Annotated in this window: 15 protein-coding genes; 8 read left to right on the top strand and 7 right to left on the bottom strand. The window is 67.8% G+C overall.

What is annotated here, in order from left to right:
- Positions 1-30 precede the first annotated feature (30 nt).
- Together iscR and uvrB are read right to left on the bottom strand one after the other, a co-directional pair.
- On the bottom strand, positions 31-567 hold the full coding sequence (gene iscR, locus PCQ86_RS10625) for a Fe-S cluster assembly transcriptional regulator IscR (RefSeq protein WP_011805376.1): 537 nt from the start codon (positions 565-567) through the stop codon (positions 31-33).
- A 235-nt stretch (positions 568-802) separates the two neighbouring features.
- Positions 803-2,899, bottom strand: a complete 2,097-nt coding sequence (gene uvrB, locus PCQ86_RS10620) for an excinuclease ABC subunit UvrB (protein ID WP_270173682.1) — start codon at positions 2,897-2,899, stop codon at positions 803-805.
- Positions 2,900-3,007: 108 nt separating this feature from the next.
- Between uvrB and PCQ86_RS10615 the strand changes: the two genes are divergently transcribed.
- From PCQ86_RS10615 to PCQ86_RS10595, 5 genes are all read left to right on the top strand, one after another.
- Positions 3,008-4,204 carry an amino acid aminotransferase gene (locus PCQ86_RS10615; protein ID WP_011805379.1) on the top strand — a complete coding sequence of 399 codons (1,197 nt, stop codon included), beginning with the start codon at positions 3,008-3,010 and terminating at the stop codon, positions 4,202-4,204.
- 155 nt (positions 4,205-4,359) lie between these two features.
- Positions 4,360-6,129, top strand: coding sequence for a methyl-accepting chemotaxis protein (locus tag PCQ86_RS10610; RefSeq protein WP_270173681.1), 1,770 nt, complete (start codon positions 4,360-4,362; stop codon positions 6,127-6,129).
- Between the two features lie 2 nt (positions 6,130-6,131).
- Positions 6,132-7,010: a CoA transferase gene (locus PCQ86_RS10605; protein WP_270173680.1), complete on the top strand. Its 879-nt coding sequence runs from the start codon at positions 6,132-6,134 to the stop codon at positions 7,008-7,010.
- Positions 7,011-7,017: 7 nt separating this feature from the next.
- Positions 7,018-7,485 (top strand): DUF1294 domain-containing protein, encoded by a 468-nt coding sequence (locus PCQ86_RS10600; protein ID WP_270173679.1) that lies wholly within the window; start codon positions 7,018-7,020, stop codon positions 7,483-7,485.
- A gap of 162 nt (positions 7,486-7,647) precedes the next feature.
- On the top strand, positions 7,648-8,070 hold the full coding sequence (locus tag PCQ86_RS10595) for a hypothetical protein (RefSeq protein ID WP_270173678.1): 423 nt from the start codon (positions 7,648-7,650) through the stop codon (positions 8,068-8,070).
- An 18-nt stretch (positions 8,071-8,088) separates the two neighbouring features.
- Here PCQ86_RS10595 and PCQ86_RS10590 read toward each other — a convergent pair whose 3' ends face one another.
- On the bottom strand, positions 8,089-10,629 hold the full coding sequence (locus PCQ86_RS10590; protein WP_270173677.1) for a YgiQ family radical SAM protein: 2,541 nt from the start codon (positions 10,627-10,629) through the stop codon (positions 8,089-8,091).
- A gap of 113 nt (positions 10,630-10,742) precedes the next feature.
- Between PCQ86_RS10590 and PCQ86_RS10585 the strand changes: the two genes are divergently transcribed.
- From PCQ86_RS10585 to PCQ86_RS10575, 3 genes are all read left to right on the top strand, one after another.
- A complete protein-coding gene (locus PCQ86_RS10585; protein ID WP_270173676.1) occupies positions 10,743-11,336 on the top strand; it encodes an IMPACT family protein in 594 nt (197 codons plus the stop codon).
- Positions 11,337-11,446: 110 nt separating this feature from the next.
- Positions 11,447-12,859, top strand: a complete 1,413-nt coding sequence (locus tag PCQ86_RS10580; protein WP_270173675.1) for a dihydrolipoyl dehydrogenase — start codon at positions 11,447-11,449, stop codon at positions 12,857-12,859.
- A 156-nt stretch (positions 12,860-13,015) separates the two neighbouring features.
- A complete protein-coding gene (locus PCQ86_RS10575) occupies positions 13,016-13,219 on the top strand; it encodes a YjfB family protein (RefSeq protein ID WP_047350331.1) in 204 nt (67 codons plus the stop codon).
- Between the two features lie 59 nt (positions 13,220-13,278).
- Here PCQ86_RS10575 and PCQ86_RS10570 read toward each other — a convergent pair whose 3' ends face one another.
- The 4 genes from PCQ86_RS10570 to PCQ86_RS10555 form a co-directional block, all read right to left on the bottom strand.
- Complete coding sequence (locus tag PCQ86_RS10570) at positions 13,279-14,406, bottom strand: NAD(P)/FAD-dependent oxidoreductase (protein ID WP_015913181.1); 1,128 nt, start codon at positions 14,404-14,406, stop codon at positions 13,279-13,281.
- Between the two features lie 21 nt (positions 14,407-14,427).
- Complete coding sequence (locus PCQ86_RS10565; RefSeq protein WP_270173674.1) at positions 14,428-15,978, bottom strand: amidase; 1,551 nt, start codon at positions 15,976-15,978, stop codon at positions 14,428-14,430.
- A gap of 43 nt (positions 15,979-16,021) precedes the next feature.
- Positions 16,022-16,999 carry a Bug family tripartite tricarboxylate transporter substrate binding protein gene (locus PCQ86_RS10560; RefSeq protein ID WP_270173673.1) on the bottom strand — a complete coding sequence of 326 codons (978 nt, stop codon included), beginning with the start codon at positions 16,997-16,999 and terminating at the stop codon, positions 16,022-16,024.
- A 69-nt stretch (positions 17,000-17,068) separates the two neighbouring features.
- Positions 17,069-18,424, bottom strand: coding sequence for a D-serine ammonia-lyase (locus PCQ86_RS10555; RefSeq protein ID WP_270173672.1), 1,356 nt, complete (start codon positions 18,422-18,424; stop codon positions 17,069-17,071).
- Positions 18,425-18,512 lie beyond the last annotated feature (88 nt).

Here is an 18,512-nt window from a genome sequence, read left to right as displayed (position 1 = left end):
GCCCGTGGCCGGCGCAGGTCAGCCTGCAGCTCAAGATTTGGCGAACGCGTTGCCGAGGGCAAACACCGAATTGGGTGCGTTCACACGGATCGGTTTGACCACCGGCGTGGTGGAGATCGCGCGGCGCGTGACCGGCTTGTCTTCGATTTGCACGCCCTTGGCGAGCTGGTCGTCCACCAGTTTCTGCAACGTGACGGAATCCAGGAATTCCACCATGCGCTGGTTCAGAGAGGCCCACAGCTCGTGCGTCATGCAACGGCCCGCCTCGCCCAGGCAGTTTTCCTTGCCACCGCACTGCGTGGCATCAATGGGCTCGTCCACGGAGACAATGATGTCTGCCACGGTAATATCGCCCGCCTTGCGGGCGAGCGTATAACCGCCGCCAGGGCCGCGCGTGGATTCCACCAGTTCGTGGCGGCGCAGCTTTCCGAACAATTGCTCCAGATAGGACAGCGAAATCTGTTGGCGCTGGCTGATGGCCGCCAAGGTGACGGGCCCGTTGTTCTGGCGCAGGGCCAGATCGATCATGGCGGTGACCGCAAAACGGCCTTTGGTTGTGAGACGCATCGCAAGCTCCTTGTCTAGGCTTGATCGTTATAGAAACGCCGCGGCATGCGTATAGCCAACCGGGCACCGTCTCCACCCTTTCCCTGAAGCGCTACGGCTGCAGCCTCCAAGGCCCTTGTTTGTTGTGGGGCTCTTTCTTGAGTGTTTGAGACAAGTATAGCACAAATCCCTATTAATTTTGTCGGGTAACTAGACTAAACAGTCGCGTTTTCTCCTGCAGGGTCGCAAAACCTGGTCATGCGGCAGGGATTTGATCGCCGCCATGCGCTCCAAACACCCGGTCCTTGAGACGGGTCAATTGATCGCGCACCCGAGCAGCCTGCTCAAACTCCAGGTTGCGGGCGTGTTCCAGCATGAGCTTTTCCAGCCGCTTGATTTCGCGGGCAATGTCCTTTTCGGACATCTCCTCCAATTCGGCCTGCCGCGCCGCATCTTCGCGGAGTCGCTGGGCTTCCTGGCCGGCCTTCTCGCTATAAACGCCGTCAATCAGGTCTCGCACCTGCTTGACGATGCTGCGCGGCGTAATACCCCGGGCCTCGTTGTATGCGATCTGTTTGGCGCGGCGGCGTTCCGTTTCGCTGATCGCCTTGCGCATTGAGTCGGTGATTCGGTCGGCATACAGGATGGCCTTGCCGTGCAGGTTGCGCGCCGCCCGGCCAATGGTCTGGATCAGGCTGCGTTCGGCGCGCAGGAATCCCTCCTTGTCGGCATCCAGGATGGCCACCAGGGAGACCTCAGGAATGTCCAACCCTTCACGCAGCAGGTTGATCCCCACCAGGACATCGAAGGCTCCCAGGCGCAGGTCGCGAATGATTTCCACGCGCTCCACGGTGTCGATATCGGAGTGCAGATAGCGCACCTTGACCCCGTTGTCGCTCAGGTAATCGGTCAGTTGCTCCGCCATGCGCTTCGTCAGCGTCGTAATGAGTACGCGTTGATTCTTTTGCGTGCAAATGCGTATTTCCTGCAGCACGTCATCCACCTGATGGGTAGCGGGACGCACCTCCACCTCCGGGTCCACCAAGCCGGTGGGCCGCACCACCTGGTCCACCACCTGGCCCGAGTGCTCCTTCTCGTAATCAGCCGGAGTGGCCGAAACAAACACCACCTGCCGCATGCGCTTCTCGAATTCCTCGAACTTGAGCGGCCGGTTGTCCAATGCCGACGGCAGGCGAAAGCCGTACTCGACCAGCGTGGTCTTGCGCGCGCGGTCGCCGTTGTACATGGCGTTGAGTTGCCCGATCATCTGGTGGCTCTCATCCAGGAACATCAGCGCATCGGACGGGAGGTAGTCGGTCAGCGTGCTCGGCGGCTCGCCAGGCGCAGAACCCGACAGGTGACGCGTGTAGTTCTCGATGCCCTTGCAGTGCCCCACTTCGCTGAGCATTTCCAGGTCGAAGCGCGTGCGCTGCTCCAGCCGTTGCGCCTCCACCAACTTGCCCTCGGCCACGAAGAACTTGAGCCGCTCGTCCAGTTCCTGCTTGATGGTCTCCACGGCCGCCAGCACCTTGTCGCGCGGCGTCACGTAATGGCTGCTGGGGTACACCGTGAAGCGCGGGATTTTTTGCTGGATACGCCCCGTGAGCGGGTCGAACAGCTGCAGGCTTTCCACCTCGTCGTCGAACAGTTCGATGCGCACCGCCAGCTCGGAATGCTCGGCAGGGAACACATCGATGGTGTCGCCACGCACGCGGAACTTGCCCCGGCTGAAGTCCTGCTCGTTGCGCTGGTACTGCATGCGGATCAGCTGCGCGATCGCGTCACGCTGGCTCAGCTGGTCACCCACGCGCAGCGTCATGATCATGCGGTGGTAGCTCTCGGGCTCGCCAATGCCGTAGATGGCCGACACCGTGGCCACGATGACCACATCGCGCCGCTCCAGCAAGCTTTTGGTGCACGACAGGCGCATCTGCTCGATGTGCTCGTTGATGGCGCTGTCCTTCTCGATGAACAGGTCGCGCTGAGGCACGTAGGCCTCGGGCTGGTAGTAGTCGTAGTAGCTCACGAAGTACTCCACGGCGTTCTTGGGGAAGAACTCGCGGAACTCGCTGTACAGCTGTGCGGCCAGCGTCTTGTTGGGCGCAAAGATGATGGCCGGCCGTCCCAGGCGGGCGATCACGTTCGCCATGGTGAAGGTCTTGCCCGAGCCCGTCACGCCCAGCAGGGTCTGGAACACCTCGCCGTCCTGCACGCCCTCCACCAGCTTGGCGATGGCCTCGGGCTGATCACCGGCGGGCGGGTATGGCTGGTACAACGAAAAGGGCGAACCTGGAAACTGGACGAACTGCCCGTCCGCCGCGCCAGCGGCCGGCTCAGAGGTGACTTCATGCATGGCGGAGGTAAACGGCGCGCGGGGGCGGCCGTTAAAATCAAGAGTGGACCGAAAGCCTACCGTAGGTGAGGTCCCGTCGTCAGATTTCCATCCCCTCAAGGACTTTTCATGTCTCTGTTCACCGCCGTCGAAATGGCTCCCCGCGACCCGATCCTGGGTCTCAACGAACAATACGCCGCCGACCCCAATCCAGCCAAGGTCAACCTGGGCGTGGGCGTGTACTTCGACGACAACGGGAAGCTGCCCCTGCTGCAGTGCGTGCAGGCGGCCGAAAAGGCCATGATGGACAAGCCCGCTGCGCGCGGCTACCTGCCCATCGACGGCATCGCCGCCTATGACAACGCGGTCAAGGCCCTGGTGTTCGGCGCGGAGTCCGACGTCGTCAAGGCCGGCCGCGTGGCCACGGTGCAGGCCATTGGCGGCACGGGCGGCCTGAAGATCGGCGCAGACTTCCTCAAGAAGATCAGCCCGAACGCGAAGGTGCTGATCTCCGACCCGAGCTGGGAAAACCACCGCGCCATCTTCACCAATGCCGGCTTCGAGGTGGGCAGCTACCGCTACTACGACGCCGCCAACCGCAAGGTGGACTTCGACGGCATGCTGGCGGACTTGAACGCCGCCGCGCCCGGCACCATCGTGGTGCTGCATGCCTGCTGCCACAACCCCACGGGCTACGACATCACCGCCGCGCAGTGGGAGCAGGTGATCGCCGCCGTGAAGGCCAAGGGCCTGGTGGCCTTCCTCGACATGGCCTACCAGGGCTTCGGCCACGGTATTGCCGAGGACGGCGCCGTGATCGGCAAGTTCGTCGCGGCCGGCCTGAACATCTTCGTGTCCACCTCGTTCTCCAAGAGCTTCAGCCTGTACGGCGAGCGCGTGGGCGCGCTGTCCGTGGTGGCCAACGACAAGGACGAGGCCGCGCGCGTGCTCTCGCAGCTCAAGATCGTGATCCGCACCAACTACAGCAACCCGCCCACGCACGGCGGCGCCGTGGTGGCGGCGGTACTGAACAACCCCGAGCTGCGCGCCCTGTGGGAAAAGGAGCTGGGCGAAATGCGCGTGCGCATCAAGGAAATGCGCCAGAAGCTGGTGGACGGCCTGAAGGCCGCCGGTGTGAAGCAGGACATGGGCTTCATCACCACGCAGATCGGCATGTTCAGCTACTCCGGCCTGTCCAAAGACCAGATGGTGCGCCTGCGCAATGAGTTCGGCGTGTACGGCACCGACACCGGCCGCATGTGCGTGGCCGCGCTGAACAGCAAGAACATCGACTACGTCTGCCAGGCCATTGCCAAGGTGATGTAAGTATCACGTGCACAAAAAAACCGCCCTCCCGGGCGGTTTTTTTTTGGCATATCCGAAGCCATCTCGCACGGATCTCACACTTCGTTACAAAGCCTTGCATAATTCGGACGCCCTGCGCATCTGAACAAATCCATAGACGCCCGCCACTGCACATCATGAATCACTTCAAGATCTCGACCCGCCTTGTGTTCCTCATCGGACTGATGTCCGTCCTGCAGCTCATCGTGGGAGGCATAGGCCTCTATGGCACAGACCAGACCAAAGAAGGCCTGCGCACCGTGTACGAAGACCGTGCCGTGCCCCTGGGTCAGCTGTCGCAAATCCAGTCCAACCTGCTGGAAAACCGTCTGGCGCTGACCAGCGCCCTTGCCAACTTCACACCCGAAGAAGTCACACGCACTGCTACAGAAATCGACCGAAGCCTGGCGGAAACCAGCAAGATCTGGGTAGCGTACGCTGCCACCAGCATGACTGCCGCCGAGAAGGTGCTGGCCAACAAGTTCGAGGCCGACCACACCAGATTTGTGAATGAAGCCCTCAAACCTGCAGTCGCCGCGTTGCAGGCGGGTGATTTTGACAAAGGCAAAAGCCTCAACGACACCATGGTGCGCCCGGGCTATGCCCCCCTGCGGGAAGGCATACAGGCCCTGGTCGATCTGCAGCTGAATGAAACCAAAGCCGAGTTCAATGCCGCCACCAGCCGCTACAACACGCTGCGCGCTCTCTCGATCGGCTCCATTGTCCTCGGGATCGCCTTTGGTGTGCTTTTTGGGCTGGCCGTGATGCGCAACATCACCCGCTCCCTGAAAGAAGCCGTGGAAGCCGCCGACGCCGTTGCCCATGGTGACCTGAGCCGCAGCATCCCAGTCCATGGCAAGGACGAAATATCGCTGCTCTTGCGCTCGCTCGCTGCCATGCAGGAATCGCTGGCACATGTCGTGCAGCGGGTACGCAGCGGTTCCGAATCTGTGGCGATGGCCAGTGCCGAAATTGCCCAGGGCAATCAGGACCTGTCGGGCCGCACCGAAAGCCAGGCCAGCGCACTGGAAGAAACCGCCGCCAGCATGGAGCAACTGGGCTCCACCGTGCGCCAGAACGCCGACAACGCGCGTGCGGCCAACCAGTTGGCCCAAAGTGCCAGCATCGTGGCTGTTCAGGGTGGGCAGGTCGTGGCCCAGGTGGTGGACACCATGAAGGGCATCAACGACAGCAGCAAGCGGATTGCCGACATCATCAGCGTCATTGATGGCATCGCCTTCCAGACCAACATCCTGGCCCTCAATGCGGCCGTGGAAGCCGCCCGGGCCGGCGAGCAGGGCCGGGGCTTTGCCGTGGTGGCCAGCGAGGTGCGCAGCCTGGCCGGGCGCAGCGCCGAAGCGGCCAAGGAAATCAAGAGCCTCATCACCGACAGCGTCAACCGTGTCGAGGCCGGCAGCGCCCTGGTGGATCAGGCGGGCACCACCATGCAGGAGGTGGTGGGCTCCATTCGCCGCGTGACCGACATCGTGGGCGAGATCAGCGCGGCCAGCAGCGAGCAGAGCGCCAGCGTGACGCAGGTAGGCGAAGCCGTGACACAGATGGATCAGGTCACGCAGCAGAACGCAGCACTGGTCGAGGAAATGGCCGCCGCGGCCAGCAGCCTGCGCAGCCAGGCGGCCGATCTGGTCAACACCGTGGCCGTCTTCAAGCTCGGTGCGCAGGGCGGCAACACGCCCGTGCGCCCGGCAGCCCCGCAGGCTCCCGCAGCACAGGCCCCGGCGCCCATGCCCGCACCAGCCCCCCGCCCCGCTCTGCGCACGGCGGCACCCGCAGCCAAACGCGCGCCCGCCCCCGCCAAAGCCAAGGCGGTGGCCGCACTTCCGCCCAGCACGCCCAAGGCGCCACCCGCCAGCGCGGGCAAGGACGATGAATGGGAGTCCTTCTGAGCATGAACGCACCGCTTGCGCATACCCGCGTCCTCAGCCTGGCACTCAACCTGCCGGGCCCTGCGGCCCTGTTGCGCTGCGCCCAAATGGGTGCACAGTGCACCAAGCTTGAACCGCCCCCGGCCCCGGGCCAGCCCAGCGCCGACCCCATGGGCATCTACAGCCCGGCTGCCTACGGTGAACTGCACCAGGGCGTGCGCGTGCTGCATGCCCACCTCAAGACAGACGAAGGCCAGGCCGCGCTGCATGCCGAACTGGCGCACACCGACGTGCTGATCACATCCTTTCGCCCCTCGGCGCTGACCAAACTCGGGTTGGGCTGGGAGGCGCTGCAGGCGCGCTACCCGCGCCTGTCGCTGGTGCGCATCGTCGGCGCCCTGGGCGAGCGCGCCGAGGAACCGGGCCACGATCTCACTTACCAGGCCGAGGCCGGGCTGCTGGCCAGCCTGCAGGTGCCCCCCACGCTGTTTGCCGACATGGCTGGTGCCCTCATGGCCAGCGAGGCCGTTCTGCAGGCCCTGCTGGCACGCGCGCAGCAGGGCACGGGGGTCTGCATCGAGGTGGGACTGGCCGAGGCCGCGCAGTGGCTGGCGATGCCCCTGCACTGGGGCCTGACCACACCGCAGGGCGATGTGGGCGGTGCCCACGCGGGCTACCGCGTCTACCCTTGCGCCGACGGTCGTGTGGCCGTGGCTGCTCTCGAGCCGCACTTTGCCACGCGCCTGTGCGAGGCCGCAGGCCTCGCGGCCCGGGGCGACATGGAGCACATGCGCGACCAGGCCACCCACGCAGCCATCGCCCGCTTCCTCCTGGGGCATACCCGTGACGAACTGACCGCGCTGGCGCAGTCGCGCGACATTCCGCTGCACACCCTGCGCTGAACTGGCCATGCAAGGCACTGAGCGGCGCAGGGATGGCGACAAAAACCCGCGCACCACGCAGGTGCGGCCCCGGTCTGCGCGCCAGCAGAACACGTCCCCTGCGGGCGCCCGCCTGGCCATGCTGCTGATGCTGGGCTGGCTGGCCCTGCTCGCCTGGGGTGCCTGGGCACAGCGCCTGCCACTGTGGCTGCTGGTGGCCGTAGCGGGACTCAATCTGGTGACTTTTTTCGCCTATGTCCTCGACAAAAGCGCTGCCCAGCGCGGCGCCTGGCGCACCCGGGAGAGCCACCTGCACCTGCTCGCCCTGCTGGGCGGCTGGCCTGCCGCATGGTGGGCCCAGCAGTGGCTGCGCCACAAATCGCGCAAACAGGACTTCCGCGCGGTGTATTGGGGCACGGTGGCGGTGAACTGCGCCGCACTGGCGGTGTGGACGCTGCGGCCGCAGACGCTGCGCGAAGCGCTTTCTTTTTTATAGCTGCTCGCGCTTACCAGCATTGCGGCAGGGCCGGTTTTTATCGGGATATGCGGCATGCCCTGCGGCCACGTCCGACAGCGCGGCCTTCCATCGCCCGACAGCCAGGCGACGCTGCGGCACCTCCAATGGGTCCAGTTTCTTGCCGCATTGGAGAACGACGCCATGAAGCCTTTCGCCCTCGACCCGAGCATGACCACGGCGACCGGGACTTTCTACCCCACGGGCCATGTGTTCGCGCTGTTTGCGAACGAGGAGGCGGCGCGCTCCGCAGGCCGGGCGCTGCAGGCCCAGGGTCGCGATGACGTGGCGCACGCCACGCCGCCGATGATCCTGGAACATGTGGTGCGCACGCTGGGCAATGCCGATGCACCCCTGCCCTCGGTCGGTGCGGAGGGCGTGATCGTGCGCCGCATCGCGCAACTGGCCAGCGACGGCGCCCACGGCCTGTTGCTGCGTGCCACGGATTCCGACGCTCCGGAGACGCTGCGCGACCTGCTGCAGCCGCTGGGCCCGCTGGCGGCGTTCTACTACCGCCGCCTGGTCATTGAGGAGCTGGTGCCCGCCCCCGCCGGTCCCGCGCGCTGACGGCCGGGTGCCGCCCCGTCAGCGCCGCCGGCCCGTACCCTTGCCCGACGCCGGGGTGCCGGCCCCGCCCTGGCGGCGCCCCGCGGCGCCCGCAGCGTTGCCACCGGCATTGCCACGGCTGCCAGTGCGGGTACCGGTGCCCGCACGCGGCGGCAGGCCGGTGTTCTGCGTGAGCATGCGGCCCGGCTGCGGCGCGCTGCTACGAAAACGCACGTCTCCCTGCGGCTCCTCCGGCTCCTGCGGGCGGCGGCGCAGCGCCACGGCCTTGCCGTCCTTGTTGATGGTGTAGCCCACGCCGGCCCCGCCACCCTTGGGCCCGGTGCTGTTTTTCTTGCGGGCGCTCTGGTAGCTGCCGTCGACCAGCGGCTGGAAGGTGGGGATCAGGTGGTGCTTGCCGTTGCCGATCAGGTCGGCCCGGCCCATGCTTTTCAGCGCCTCGCGCAGCAGCGGCCAGTTGTTGGGGTCGTGGTAGCGCAGGAAGGCCTTGTGCAGGCGGCGGCGCTTTTCGCCACGCACCACGTCCACCTGTTCCTCGGCCACGTCGCGCATCTGCCGTCGCACGCGCGTGAGCGGGTTGCGGCCCGAGTGGTACATGGCCGTGGCGCTGGCCATGGGGCTGGGGTAGAAGGCCTGCACCTGGTCGGCGCGAAAGCCGTTCTTCTTGAGCCAGATGGCCAGGTTCAGCATGTCCTCGTCGGTGGTGCCGGGGTGGGCGGCGATGAAGTACGGGATCAGGAACTGTTTCTTGCCCGCCTCTTCGGTGTACTGCTCGAACATCTGCTTGAAGCGGTCATAGTTGCCGATGCCTGGCTTCATCATCTTGGACAGCGGCCCCGCCTCGGTGTGCTCGGGCGCGATCTTGAGGTACCCGCCCACGTGGTGCTGCACCAGCTCCTTCACGTATTCGGGGGACTTCACCGCCAGGTCGTAGCGCAGGCCGGAGCCGATGAGGATCTTCTTGATGCCCGGCAGCTTGCGCGCACGGCGGTAGATGTTGACCAGCGGCGCATGGTCCGTGTGCAGGTTCTGGCAGATGCCGGGAAACACGCAGCTGGGCTTGCGGCAGGCGGCCTCGATCTCTGGGCTCTTGCAGCCCAGGCGGTACATGTTGGCCGTGGGGCCGCCCAGGTCGGAGATGGTGCCGGTGAAGCCCTTGACCTTGTCCCGGATGTCCTCCACCTCGGCAATGATGGAATCCTCCGAGCGGCTCTGGATGATGCGTCCCTCGTGCTCGGTGATGGAGCAGAAGGTGCAGCCGCCAAAGCAGCCGCGCATGATGTTGATCGACGCGCGGATCATCTCCCACGCCGGGATCTTGGTCGGCCCCTCGTAGCTGCCCTGCGCGTCCAGGTACTGCGGGTGCGGGTTGCGCGCATACGGCAGGCCGAACACCCAGTCCATCTCGGCCGTGGTGAGCGGGACGGGCGGCGGGTTCAGCCACACGTCGCGCGCCGTCGCGCCCTCGCCATGCGCCTGCACCAGCGCGCGGGCGTTGCCGGGGTTGGTCTCCAGGTGCAGCACGCGGTTGGCGTGGGCGTAGAGCACCGGATCGGCCTTCACCTGCTCGTAGCTGGGCAGGCGGATCACGGTGCGCTCGCGCGGCGGCAGCGCCCGCCCGCTGCGCCCCTTGGAGGGCAGCGCCGGGTTGGGCACGATCTGCACGGTCTGCAAGGGTTTTTGGCCTCCAGCGCTTTGTGGGTCAGCGCTGGCAGCTATTGAATTTGCAGCATCTTCCTGCGAACACGCCTGGCCCTGGGCCGCAGCCTGCTCGCTCGTGGTCATGTAGGGGTTGATCAGCTCATCCACGCGGCCGGGCTCGTCCACCTCGGTGGAGTCGATCTCGAACCATCCGGGCTCGGACGCGCGCCGCACGAAGGCCGTGCCGCGCACGTCGGTGATGGTCTCCACCGGGTCGCGCCGCGCAATGCGGTGGGCCACTTCAACCAGGGCACGCTCGGCGTTGCCGAACAGCAGGATGTCGCACTTGCTGTCCACCACGATGGAGCGGCGCACCTTGTCGCTCCAGTAGTCATAGTGGGCAATGCGGCGCAGGGAGCCTTCGATGCCGCCCAGCACGATGGGCACGTCCTTGTACGCCTCGCGGCAGCGCTGGCTGTAGACCACGGCGGCGCGGTCGGGCCGCTTGCCACCCACGTCGCCGGGCGTGTAGGCGTCGTCGCTGCGGATCTTGCGGTCCGCCGTGTAGCGGTTGATCATCGAATCCATGTTGCCCGCGGTCACGCCCCAGAACAGGTTGGGCTTGCCCAGCACCTTGAACGCGTCGGCGCTCTGCCAGTCCGGCTGCGCGATGATCCCCACGCGAAAGCCCTGCGCCTCCAGCACCCGCCCGATCACCGCCATGCCGAAGCTCGGGTGGTCCACGTAGGCATCGCCCGTCACCAGCACCACGTCGCAGCTGTCCCAGCCCAGCTGCTCCATCTCGGCACGGCTCATGGGCAGGTACGGCGCCACGCCAAAGCGCTTGGCCCAATACGGGCGGTAGCTGGTCAACGGCTTGGCGTTGCGCGGGAAGAAGGAGACATCGATCGGGGCGTTCATGGGCGGGCCTGCAGGTGGGGGCCGGGCATTTTAGAAGCCATGCCCCCTTTGCGCCTAACCGCCCCCGCATGGCCCTTGTCGCCGTCGGCCCATGGGGTAAGCTCGGCCGCCCCATGCCCTACACCCTCAGCGCCCCCGTTCACAGCGAACTCATCATCAAGAAAAGCCGCTTCATCGGCTGCGTGCAGCCCATGGCCGACCGCGCGAGCGCGCAGGCCGTGGTGGATGCGCTGTGGCGCGAACACCCGGGCGCGGCCCATGTGTGCTGGGCGCTGCTGGCGGGCGGCCAGTCCGCCGCGGTAGACAACGGCGAGCCCAGCGGCACCGCCGGGCGGCCCATGCTGGATGTGCTGCGCCACCAGGACCTGGAGGGCGTGCTGGCCACCGTGGTGCGCTATTTCGGCGGGGTGAAGCTGGGCGCGGGTGGCCTGGTGCGCGCCTATACCGATACCGTGGCCCAGGCGCTGCTGCAGGCAGACAAGGTGCCGCTGCAGCGCATGCGCACCCTGGAATGCAGCGTGCCCTACGCCCTGGAAGGACTGCTGCGCCGCATGATCGACGGTGCTGGCGCGCAACTGCTGCAGGTGCAGCATGCGACGCTGGTCACGCTGCAACTGCGCCTGCCCGAGGCCGAGGCCGAGGCCTTCGTCCACCATGTGAACGAAGCAGGCCAGGGCCGCGTGGCCTGGGGCGAATCCACGGACTGAAGACCGGGGGCGGGCCGCGCCCACGCAAGCCCAACAATGCCTGCGCGCCTACATGCCGCGCCGGCGCGCGCGGCGACACTGGCGGCCCGCATTGACAAGGAGCCCCCTCCATGAGCCAGCCGCTGGACGTGATCATCCTGGGCGCCGGGTCCGCCGGACTGGCGGCGCTGCGCGAGGTGCGCAAGCGCACCGACCACTGGCGCATCGTGAACGACGGCCCCTGGGGCACCACCTGCGCGCGCGTGGGGTGCATGCCGTCCAAGATGCTCATCGAGGCCGCCAACGCCTACCATGCGCGGCGCGCTCTGCACACCTTCGGCATCGAGGGCGCGGATGCGCTGCGGGTGGACCTGCCCGCCGTACTGCGCCGCGTGCGCGCGCTGCGCGATGACTTCGTGGCCGGCACGCTGGCCGCCACCGACGCGGGCGAGCGCGCCATCAGCGGCCATGCCCGGCTGCTGGACGCGCAGCGCGTGGAAGTGAACGGCCAGGTGCACACCGCGCGGCGCATCATCATCGCCACGGGCTCGCGCCCCATCGTGCCGGAGGACTGGCTGGCTTTTGGCGACCGCATCCTCACCACCGACACGCTGTTCGAGCAGCCCACGCTCGGCCCGCGCGTGGCCGTCATCGGGCTGGGGCCGCTGGGGGTGGAAATCGCGCAGGCGCTCGCGCGGCTGGGGGTGGAGGTGATGGCCTTCGCGACGGGCAAGAGCGTGGCCGGCCTGAGCGACCCCGCCATCAACGACGCGCTGCTGGCGCGGCTGAAGGACGAATTCATCGTCAACGTGGGCGACAAGGCCGAGTTGCGCGAGGTGGCCGGCGGCATACAGGTCACCAACGGCAGCGCGACCGTGGTGGTGGACCAGGTGGTGGCCGCCATGGGCCGGCGCCCCAACCTGGAACACCTGGGGCTGGACACGCTGGGCGTGGAGCTGGACGACAAGGGCCGCCCGCCCATCGATCCGTGCACCCTGCAGGTGGGCGATCTGCCCGTCTTCATCGCGGGCGATGCCGATGGCGACCGCCCCCTGCTGCATGAGGCCGCGGACGAGGGCCACATTGCGGGGTTGAACGCCCTGGCGCCCACGCCGCGCGGCTTCGCCCGGCGCACGCCGCTGGCCATCACCTTCAGCCAGCCTCAGGCCGCCGTGGTGGGGCAGCGCCATGCCGATCTGCCCGAGGGGCAATGGGTGGGGGGCACGGTGGACTTTGCGCGCCAGGGCCGCGCGCGCGTGGCGCAGTGCAACCACGGGCGCCTGAACGTGTACGCCGAACACGGCAGCGGCCGCCTGCTGGGCGCCGAGCTGTGCGCGCCAGCGGGCGAACACATGGCCCACCTGCTGGCGCTGGCCGTCGAGCAGCGGCTGACGGTGCACGACCTGCTGCGCATGCCCTTCTACCATCCGGTGCTGGAGGAAGGCCTGCGCACGGCGCTGCGCGACGCGGCCTCGCGCCTGCCCAAGGCCAGCGATTCCGACCTCGCCGCCTGCGAGGCCTACGGCGCGAGCGCGCTGGACTGATACAAAAACAATAGCTGGCTGCGCTTGCCAGGATGGATTTTCAGCACCAAAACAGCTTGAAATCCTTACGCATCAAGCGCGAACAGCTATGTTTATAGAAGCACCCTTGAATCCGCGGTGAACTGGCCGATAACAAGAGGTACACCGGAGATCGCCATGGACGTCGCCCTCACCCAATCCATCGTCAGCACCGCCAGCGCCCTCGCCAGCCGCGAGACGGCCGATGCCGTCCAGGTCACCGTGCTGAAGAAGGCCCTGGACACGCAGGAAACGGCCGCCGCCACCCTGCTCGCCGCCCTGCCCCAGCCGCCGCTGGCGACCGAGGGCCCGCTGGGCACGCAGCTCAACACCTACGCCTGACGCGCACGGCGCGCTGGCTTTTTTTCGCCGGCTCAGGCCGGCTTCAGCCCTGGCCTTGCTCAGCGCAGCCGCGCAGGCGACAGGCCCGCCACGTCCACACCCTCGCGCGCCAACTCGGGGGCCAGCGGCTCGCCCAGTGCCAACTGCCGCGTCAGCAGCGCCGCGCCCGCCGCGCTCTGGATGCCATAGCCGCCTTGCGCGGCCAGCCAGAAGAAGCCGGGCACATGGTTGTCCCAGCCAATGACCAGGTCGCCATCGGCCACGAACGAGCGCAACCCCGCCCAGGTGTGCGAGGGGCGGCGGATCTGAAAGCACGTCACCTGCTCGATGCGGTGGATGCCCATGGCCACGTCCAGTTCCTCAGGCACCACGTCGTGCGGCGCCACGGCGTCGGCATTGGCGGGGGAGCCCAGCATCTGCCCCGCGTCGGGCTTGAAATAGTAGTCCTCCGCAATGCCGATGACAGCCGGCCAGTGGGCCGCTTGCATGCCGGCCGGCACGGGGAAGGTGAAGGCCGTGCGCCGCCGCGGCTCCAGCCCGATGGGCGGCACGCCCGCCTGGGCTGCCACCACGTCGGCCCAGGCGCCTGCGGCATTGACCACGGCGCGCGCGTGCAGCACCTCGCCATCGGCCAGGGTGATGTGCCAGCCCTCCTCGCCCCGCTGCAGGGCCGTCACCTCGGCATGGGTGCGGATCTCGCCACCACGCTGGCGCAGGCCGCGCAGGTAGCCCTGGTGCAGCGCATGCACGTCGATGTCGGCGGCGCCGGGCTCGCTCATGCCCGCGGCCACGGCCTCGGGGCGCAGGCACGGGGCCTGCTCCAGCAGCTCCTCGCGCGTCAGGCGGCGCACCTGCGGGTTGCGCGGCAGCGCCTCGGCGTAGGCGGCTTCCAGCAGGTCGAGCTGGTCGGGCCCCGCCAGGTACACCACGCCGCGCGGCGTGAGGATGGGGGCGCTGCCGAATTCGGGCGGCGGCGCATCGTAGAACGCGCGGCTGGCCCGCGTGAGTGCGCAGATGTTGGGCGTGCCATAGGTGGCCGAGTACAGCGCAGCCGACCGGCCGGTGGTGTGGTAGCCGGGCTGGGCCTCGCGCTCCAGCAGCAGCACGCGGCGGTGCGCGGCCAGTTCCCAACCGGCGGAGGCGCCGGCAATGCCCGCGCCGATGATCACAAAGTCATAGGGTTGCATGGGTTCCCTCGCCAATCACTGTCAGACCGCCGACGCCTGCTCCTCGGTACCGCGTGCGCCCAGCCGCGGCACGCCGCGCGCGTCATCGGGGTCCGGCGCGTGGGTGACGATGGAGGTGAGCGCGGGTTGCACCGGCCCCAGCCGGGCCAGGTCGGGCCGCGGGCGCTGCAGGCCATCGATGCGGGCAAAGGCTTGCTCCAGCCCCAGGCCGATGGACAGTAGGCGATGGTCGTCGCGAAAGCGCCCCACCACCTGCAGGCCGAACGGCATGCCGGCCGTGTCGCGCCCGCAGGGCACGCTGAACGCGGGGTGCGTGGTCAGCGTGGTCACATAGGTCAGTGCCAGCCAGCGGTAGTAGTTGGCCTGGGGTTCACCGTTGATGTGACTCGCGTACAGCGCGGTCCACGGGAAGGGCGAGACCGGCGTGGTGGGTGCCAGGATCACGTCGAAGTTGGCAAACGCCTCCTGGAAGCGCGCCAGGATGCGCGTCTGCTCGGCCTGTGCCCAGGCGCTGTCCAGCAGCGACATGGCCGCACCCATCTCGTAGTTGGCGCGCGTGTTGGGCCCCAGGCTGGCGGGGTCGCGCTCGTAGGCCTCGCGCATGCCGGCCAAGAAGCTCTCGGCCCGCAGCACGTCGAAGCAGCGGTGCACGTCGCCCAGGTCCAGCCGGATCTCCTCGCAAGAGCGGAACAGGTGGCGCATGGCGCCGATCTTGGCGCGGAACACCGCGCGGATGCCGTCGTCCACCGCGCAGGCGCCGAAGTCTTCGGTGTAGCCCACGCGCAGGCCGCCCAGGTCGGCCGGCTCCAGGTGCAGGAAGCTGTGGGGGTCCAGGGGGTAGGTCAGCGGGTCGCCCGCCGACAGGCCGGCCGATGCGGCCAGCTGCAGGCAGGCCTCGGCCATCGTGCGGCCCATGGGGCCGACCACGGAGATCGGCGTCCAGCCCAACAGCTTGCGCGAGCTGGGCACCACGCCGGGCGACGGCCGAAAACCCACCACGCCGCACTTGGCCGCGGGGATGCGCAGCGAGCCGCCCGTGTCCGAGCCCGTGCACACCGGCAACATGTCGCAGGCCAGCGCCGCGGCCGACCCGCCGGACGAGCCGCCCGCGTTCAGGCGCGGATCGAACGGGTTACCCGTGGCGCCCCAGACCACGTTGCGCGAATTGGCGCCCGCGCCCATCTCGGGAATATTGGTCTTGCCCGTGACGATGGCGCCGGCCGCGCGCAGGCGCGCCACCAGCACGTTGTCCTGCGCAGGGATGTTCTCGCGGTAGATGGGCGAGCCGTAGGTGGTCAGCAGGCCGGCGGTGGCCTCCAGATCCTTCACGCCCATGGGCAGCCCGTGCAGCAGGCCGAGGGGCTCGCCGGCGCGCACCGCCCGCTCGGCGGCATGCGCCTCGGCGCGGGCGCGGTCGTAGCAGGTGGCGGTGACGGCGTTCACATAGGGGTTCACCGCCTCGATGCGGTCGATGCAGGCTTGCAGCAGCTCGACGGGCGAGATTTCGCCCGTGCCGATGCGGTGGCGCAGTTCATTGGCGGACAGTTCCACCAGCGTGGGATCAGCAGTCATGGTCGTGAAGAAGGTCCAGGGGCCATTGTGGATGAGCCGCGCCTCAGTCGGCGGTGATGCCCGCGCGCTGGGCGATGGCACGCATCAGCGGCAGCTCCCGCTCGATCAGGGCAGCCAGCTCGGCCGACGAGGCGAATGCGGGCTCAAAGCCCAGGGCGAGCAGGCGCTCGCGCGTGTCGGGGTCGGCCACGACCTCGGCCAGCGTCTTCTCCAGCCGCGTCTTTACCGCGGCAGGCAGGCCTGCGGGCGCCACCAGGGCCAGCCAGGTGTCCATGTTCAGGCCGGGGTAACCGCTCTCGGCCAGCGAGGGTACCTGGGGCAGCAGGGTCGAGCGCTTCTCGGTGGTGACGGCAATCGCCTTGACCTTGCCCTCCTTGAGCTGGGGCAGCGCGGCCGACACCGTGTCCACGGTGAACGGAATCTGCCCGCCGATCAGGTCCACCATGGCCGGCGCGCTACCCTTGTAGGGCACGTGCTGGATCTTCAGGCCCGCGGCATGAAAGAACATCTCGCCCGCGAACTGCGAGGTCGTGCCCGCGCCGAAGGAGCCGTAGGAATACTTGTCGGGCGCGGCCTTCACGGCGCTGACGAATTGCTTCACATCGTTGACCGGCACGCTCTTGCTGGCCAGCAGGATCAGCCCCGTGCGCCCGGTGATGCCGATGGGTTCGAAGCTCTTGACGGGGTCATACGGCAGCCGGGGCCGCACCGCCGGGTTCACCGTAAAGGTGGTGCCCGAACTCAGCAGCAGCGTGTAGCCGTCCGGCGCGGCCTTGGCCACGTAGCTCGCGCCGATCACCGTGCCCGCGCCAGCGCGGTTGTCGATGACCACGCTTTGCCCCAGCTTGTCGCCGAGCTTCTTGCCGATCAAGCGGCCCAGCACGTCGGTGGCTCCACCCGCGGGGAACGGAATCACCAGCGTGATGGGCCGGGAGGGAAACGCCTCCTGCGCATGCGCGGGGGCGAAAGCGGCGGCACCCAGGGCGCAGGCCAGCATGGACAACATCGTCTTGCGGTTCATGGCGTTCTCTCCAGTCAAGCCAGTCAAAAAACAGATCCTTTCGCGGGGCCAGGACTCGGCGAAGGCGCGTCAACCCAGGGCCCGGCCACGTTCCTCGAAGCGCGCGTAGGCCTCGGGCGGCACGTACAGCCCGCCGGTGGTCCACACCAGGTGCGTGGCCTGCGCCAGGTGGGGCCACAGCCCTTGCGCGTGCAGCCAGGTGCGGCCCGTCTCGGTGCCCGTCAGGAAACCGGGGCCGCTCAGGCCCGCCGCTGCGGACGGCTCGATGCGCTCGCCCGTGGCATCCAGCACCTGTACCAGTTGGCGAAACAGGGTGTCGTCGCGCACGGTGAAGCAGCCCGACAGCAACGGCTCCATCAGCTCGGCCGCGGGCAGGGACGCGCGTGGCACGGCCAGGCCGTCGGCTTCCGTCCGGTTGGTAAGGCCCCAGTCGTACACCGAGGGGTGTGCGCCCTGTCCGGCCATCATTTGCACCAAGAAACACGGCGACTGCACGGGCTCCGCGAAGAAGCAGTGCACATGCGCCCCCAGCACCTGCCGCAGGCCGAAGGTGATGCCTGCCGGCGCCCCCCCCACCCCGCAGGGCAGGTAGACGAACAGGGGGTGCTGCGCGTCCACGACGATGCCCGCGTCCTGCAACTGCTGGCGCAGGTGCAGCGCCGCGGCGCTGTAACCCAGCAGCAGCGACAGCGAGCGTTCGTCGTCCACGAAATGGCTGAACGGGTCCTGCGCCGCCTGCGCACGCCCCGCGGCCACGGCGCCCTCGTAGTCACCCGCGTGCTCCACCACCTGCACGCCGCGCTGGCGCAGACGCTGCTTCTTCCATTCCTTGGCATCGACCGACATGTGCACCACGGCACGAAAGCCCAGCGCCGATGCCGCCACGCCGATGCTCAGGCCCAGGTTGCCCGTGGAGCCGACGGCCACGGTGTAGCGCGCAAACACGGCGCGCGCAGCGGGGTTTGCCAGGGCGCGGTAGTCGTCGGCACCGGACCGCGGCGTCAGCAGGCCGTGCTGCAGTGCCAGGCGCTCGGCCAGCTCCAGCACTTCATGGATGCCTCCGCGTGCCTTGATGGACCCGGCCACGGGCAACCGGTGGTCCGCCTTGATCCACAGCGCGCCCTGGCCCGCGACGAGCCCCGCCGCGGCATGCAGGCTGGATGCGGGTAACAGGGACGACTCGATCACGCCACCCGTCGCCTGCAACTCGGGGAACACGCCCTCCAGCAGCGGCGCAAAGCGCGCGAAGCGTGCCGCTGCCTTCTCCGTATCATCCAGACTAATGTGATCACCGGCCACGGCCTGCCGTGCGGCGGGTATGGGCTGCCTGTGCGGGTTGAGCCATAGGCAGGGCTCGGCGCGGCGCAGTTGTGCGCCCGGGGCGTCGTCCTGCAAGTGGTCCTGTGGGGAAACAACGGAGGGCATGGGCTACGGTCGGTGGAAGGTGGGTATAGACGGCATTCTTGGCATGCCCCGGCACCGATACAACTCGTTTATATTGACGAGTGCATTA

It is taken from the genome of Diaphorobacter sp. ED-3 (assembly GCF_027625375.1).
Classification (GTDB): Bacteria; Pseudomonadota; Gammaproteobacteria; order Burkholderiales; family Burkholderiaceae_C; genus Diaphorobacter; species Diaphorobacter nitroreducens.
The sequence above is the reverse complement of the archived record's forward strand: the minus strand, read 5'-3'. Positions and strand labels throughout refer to the sequence as shown.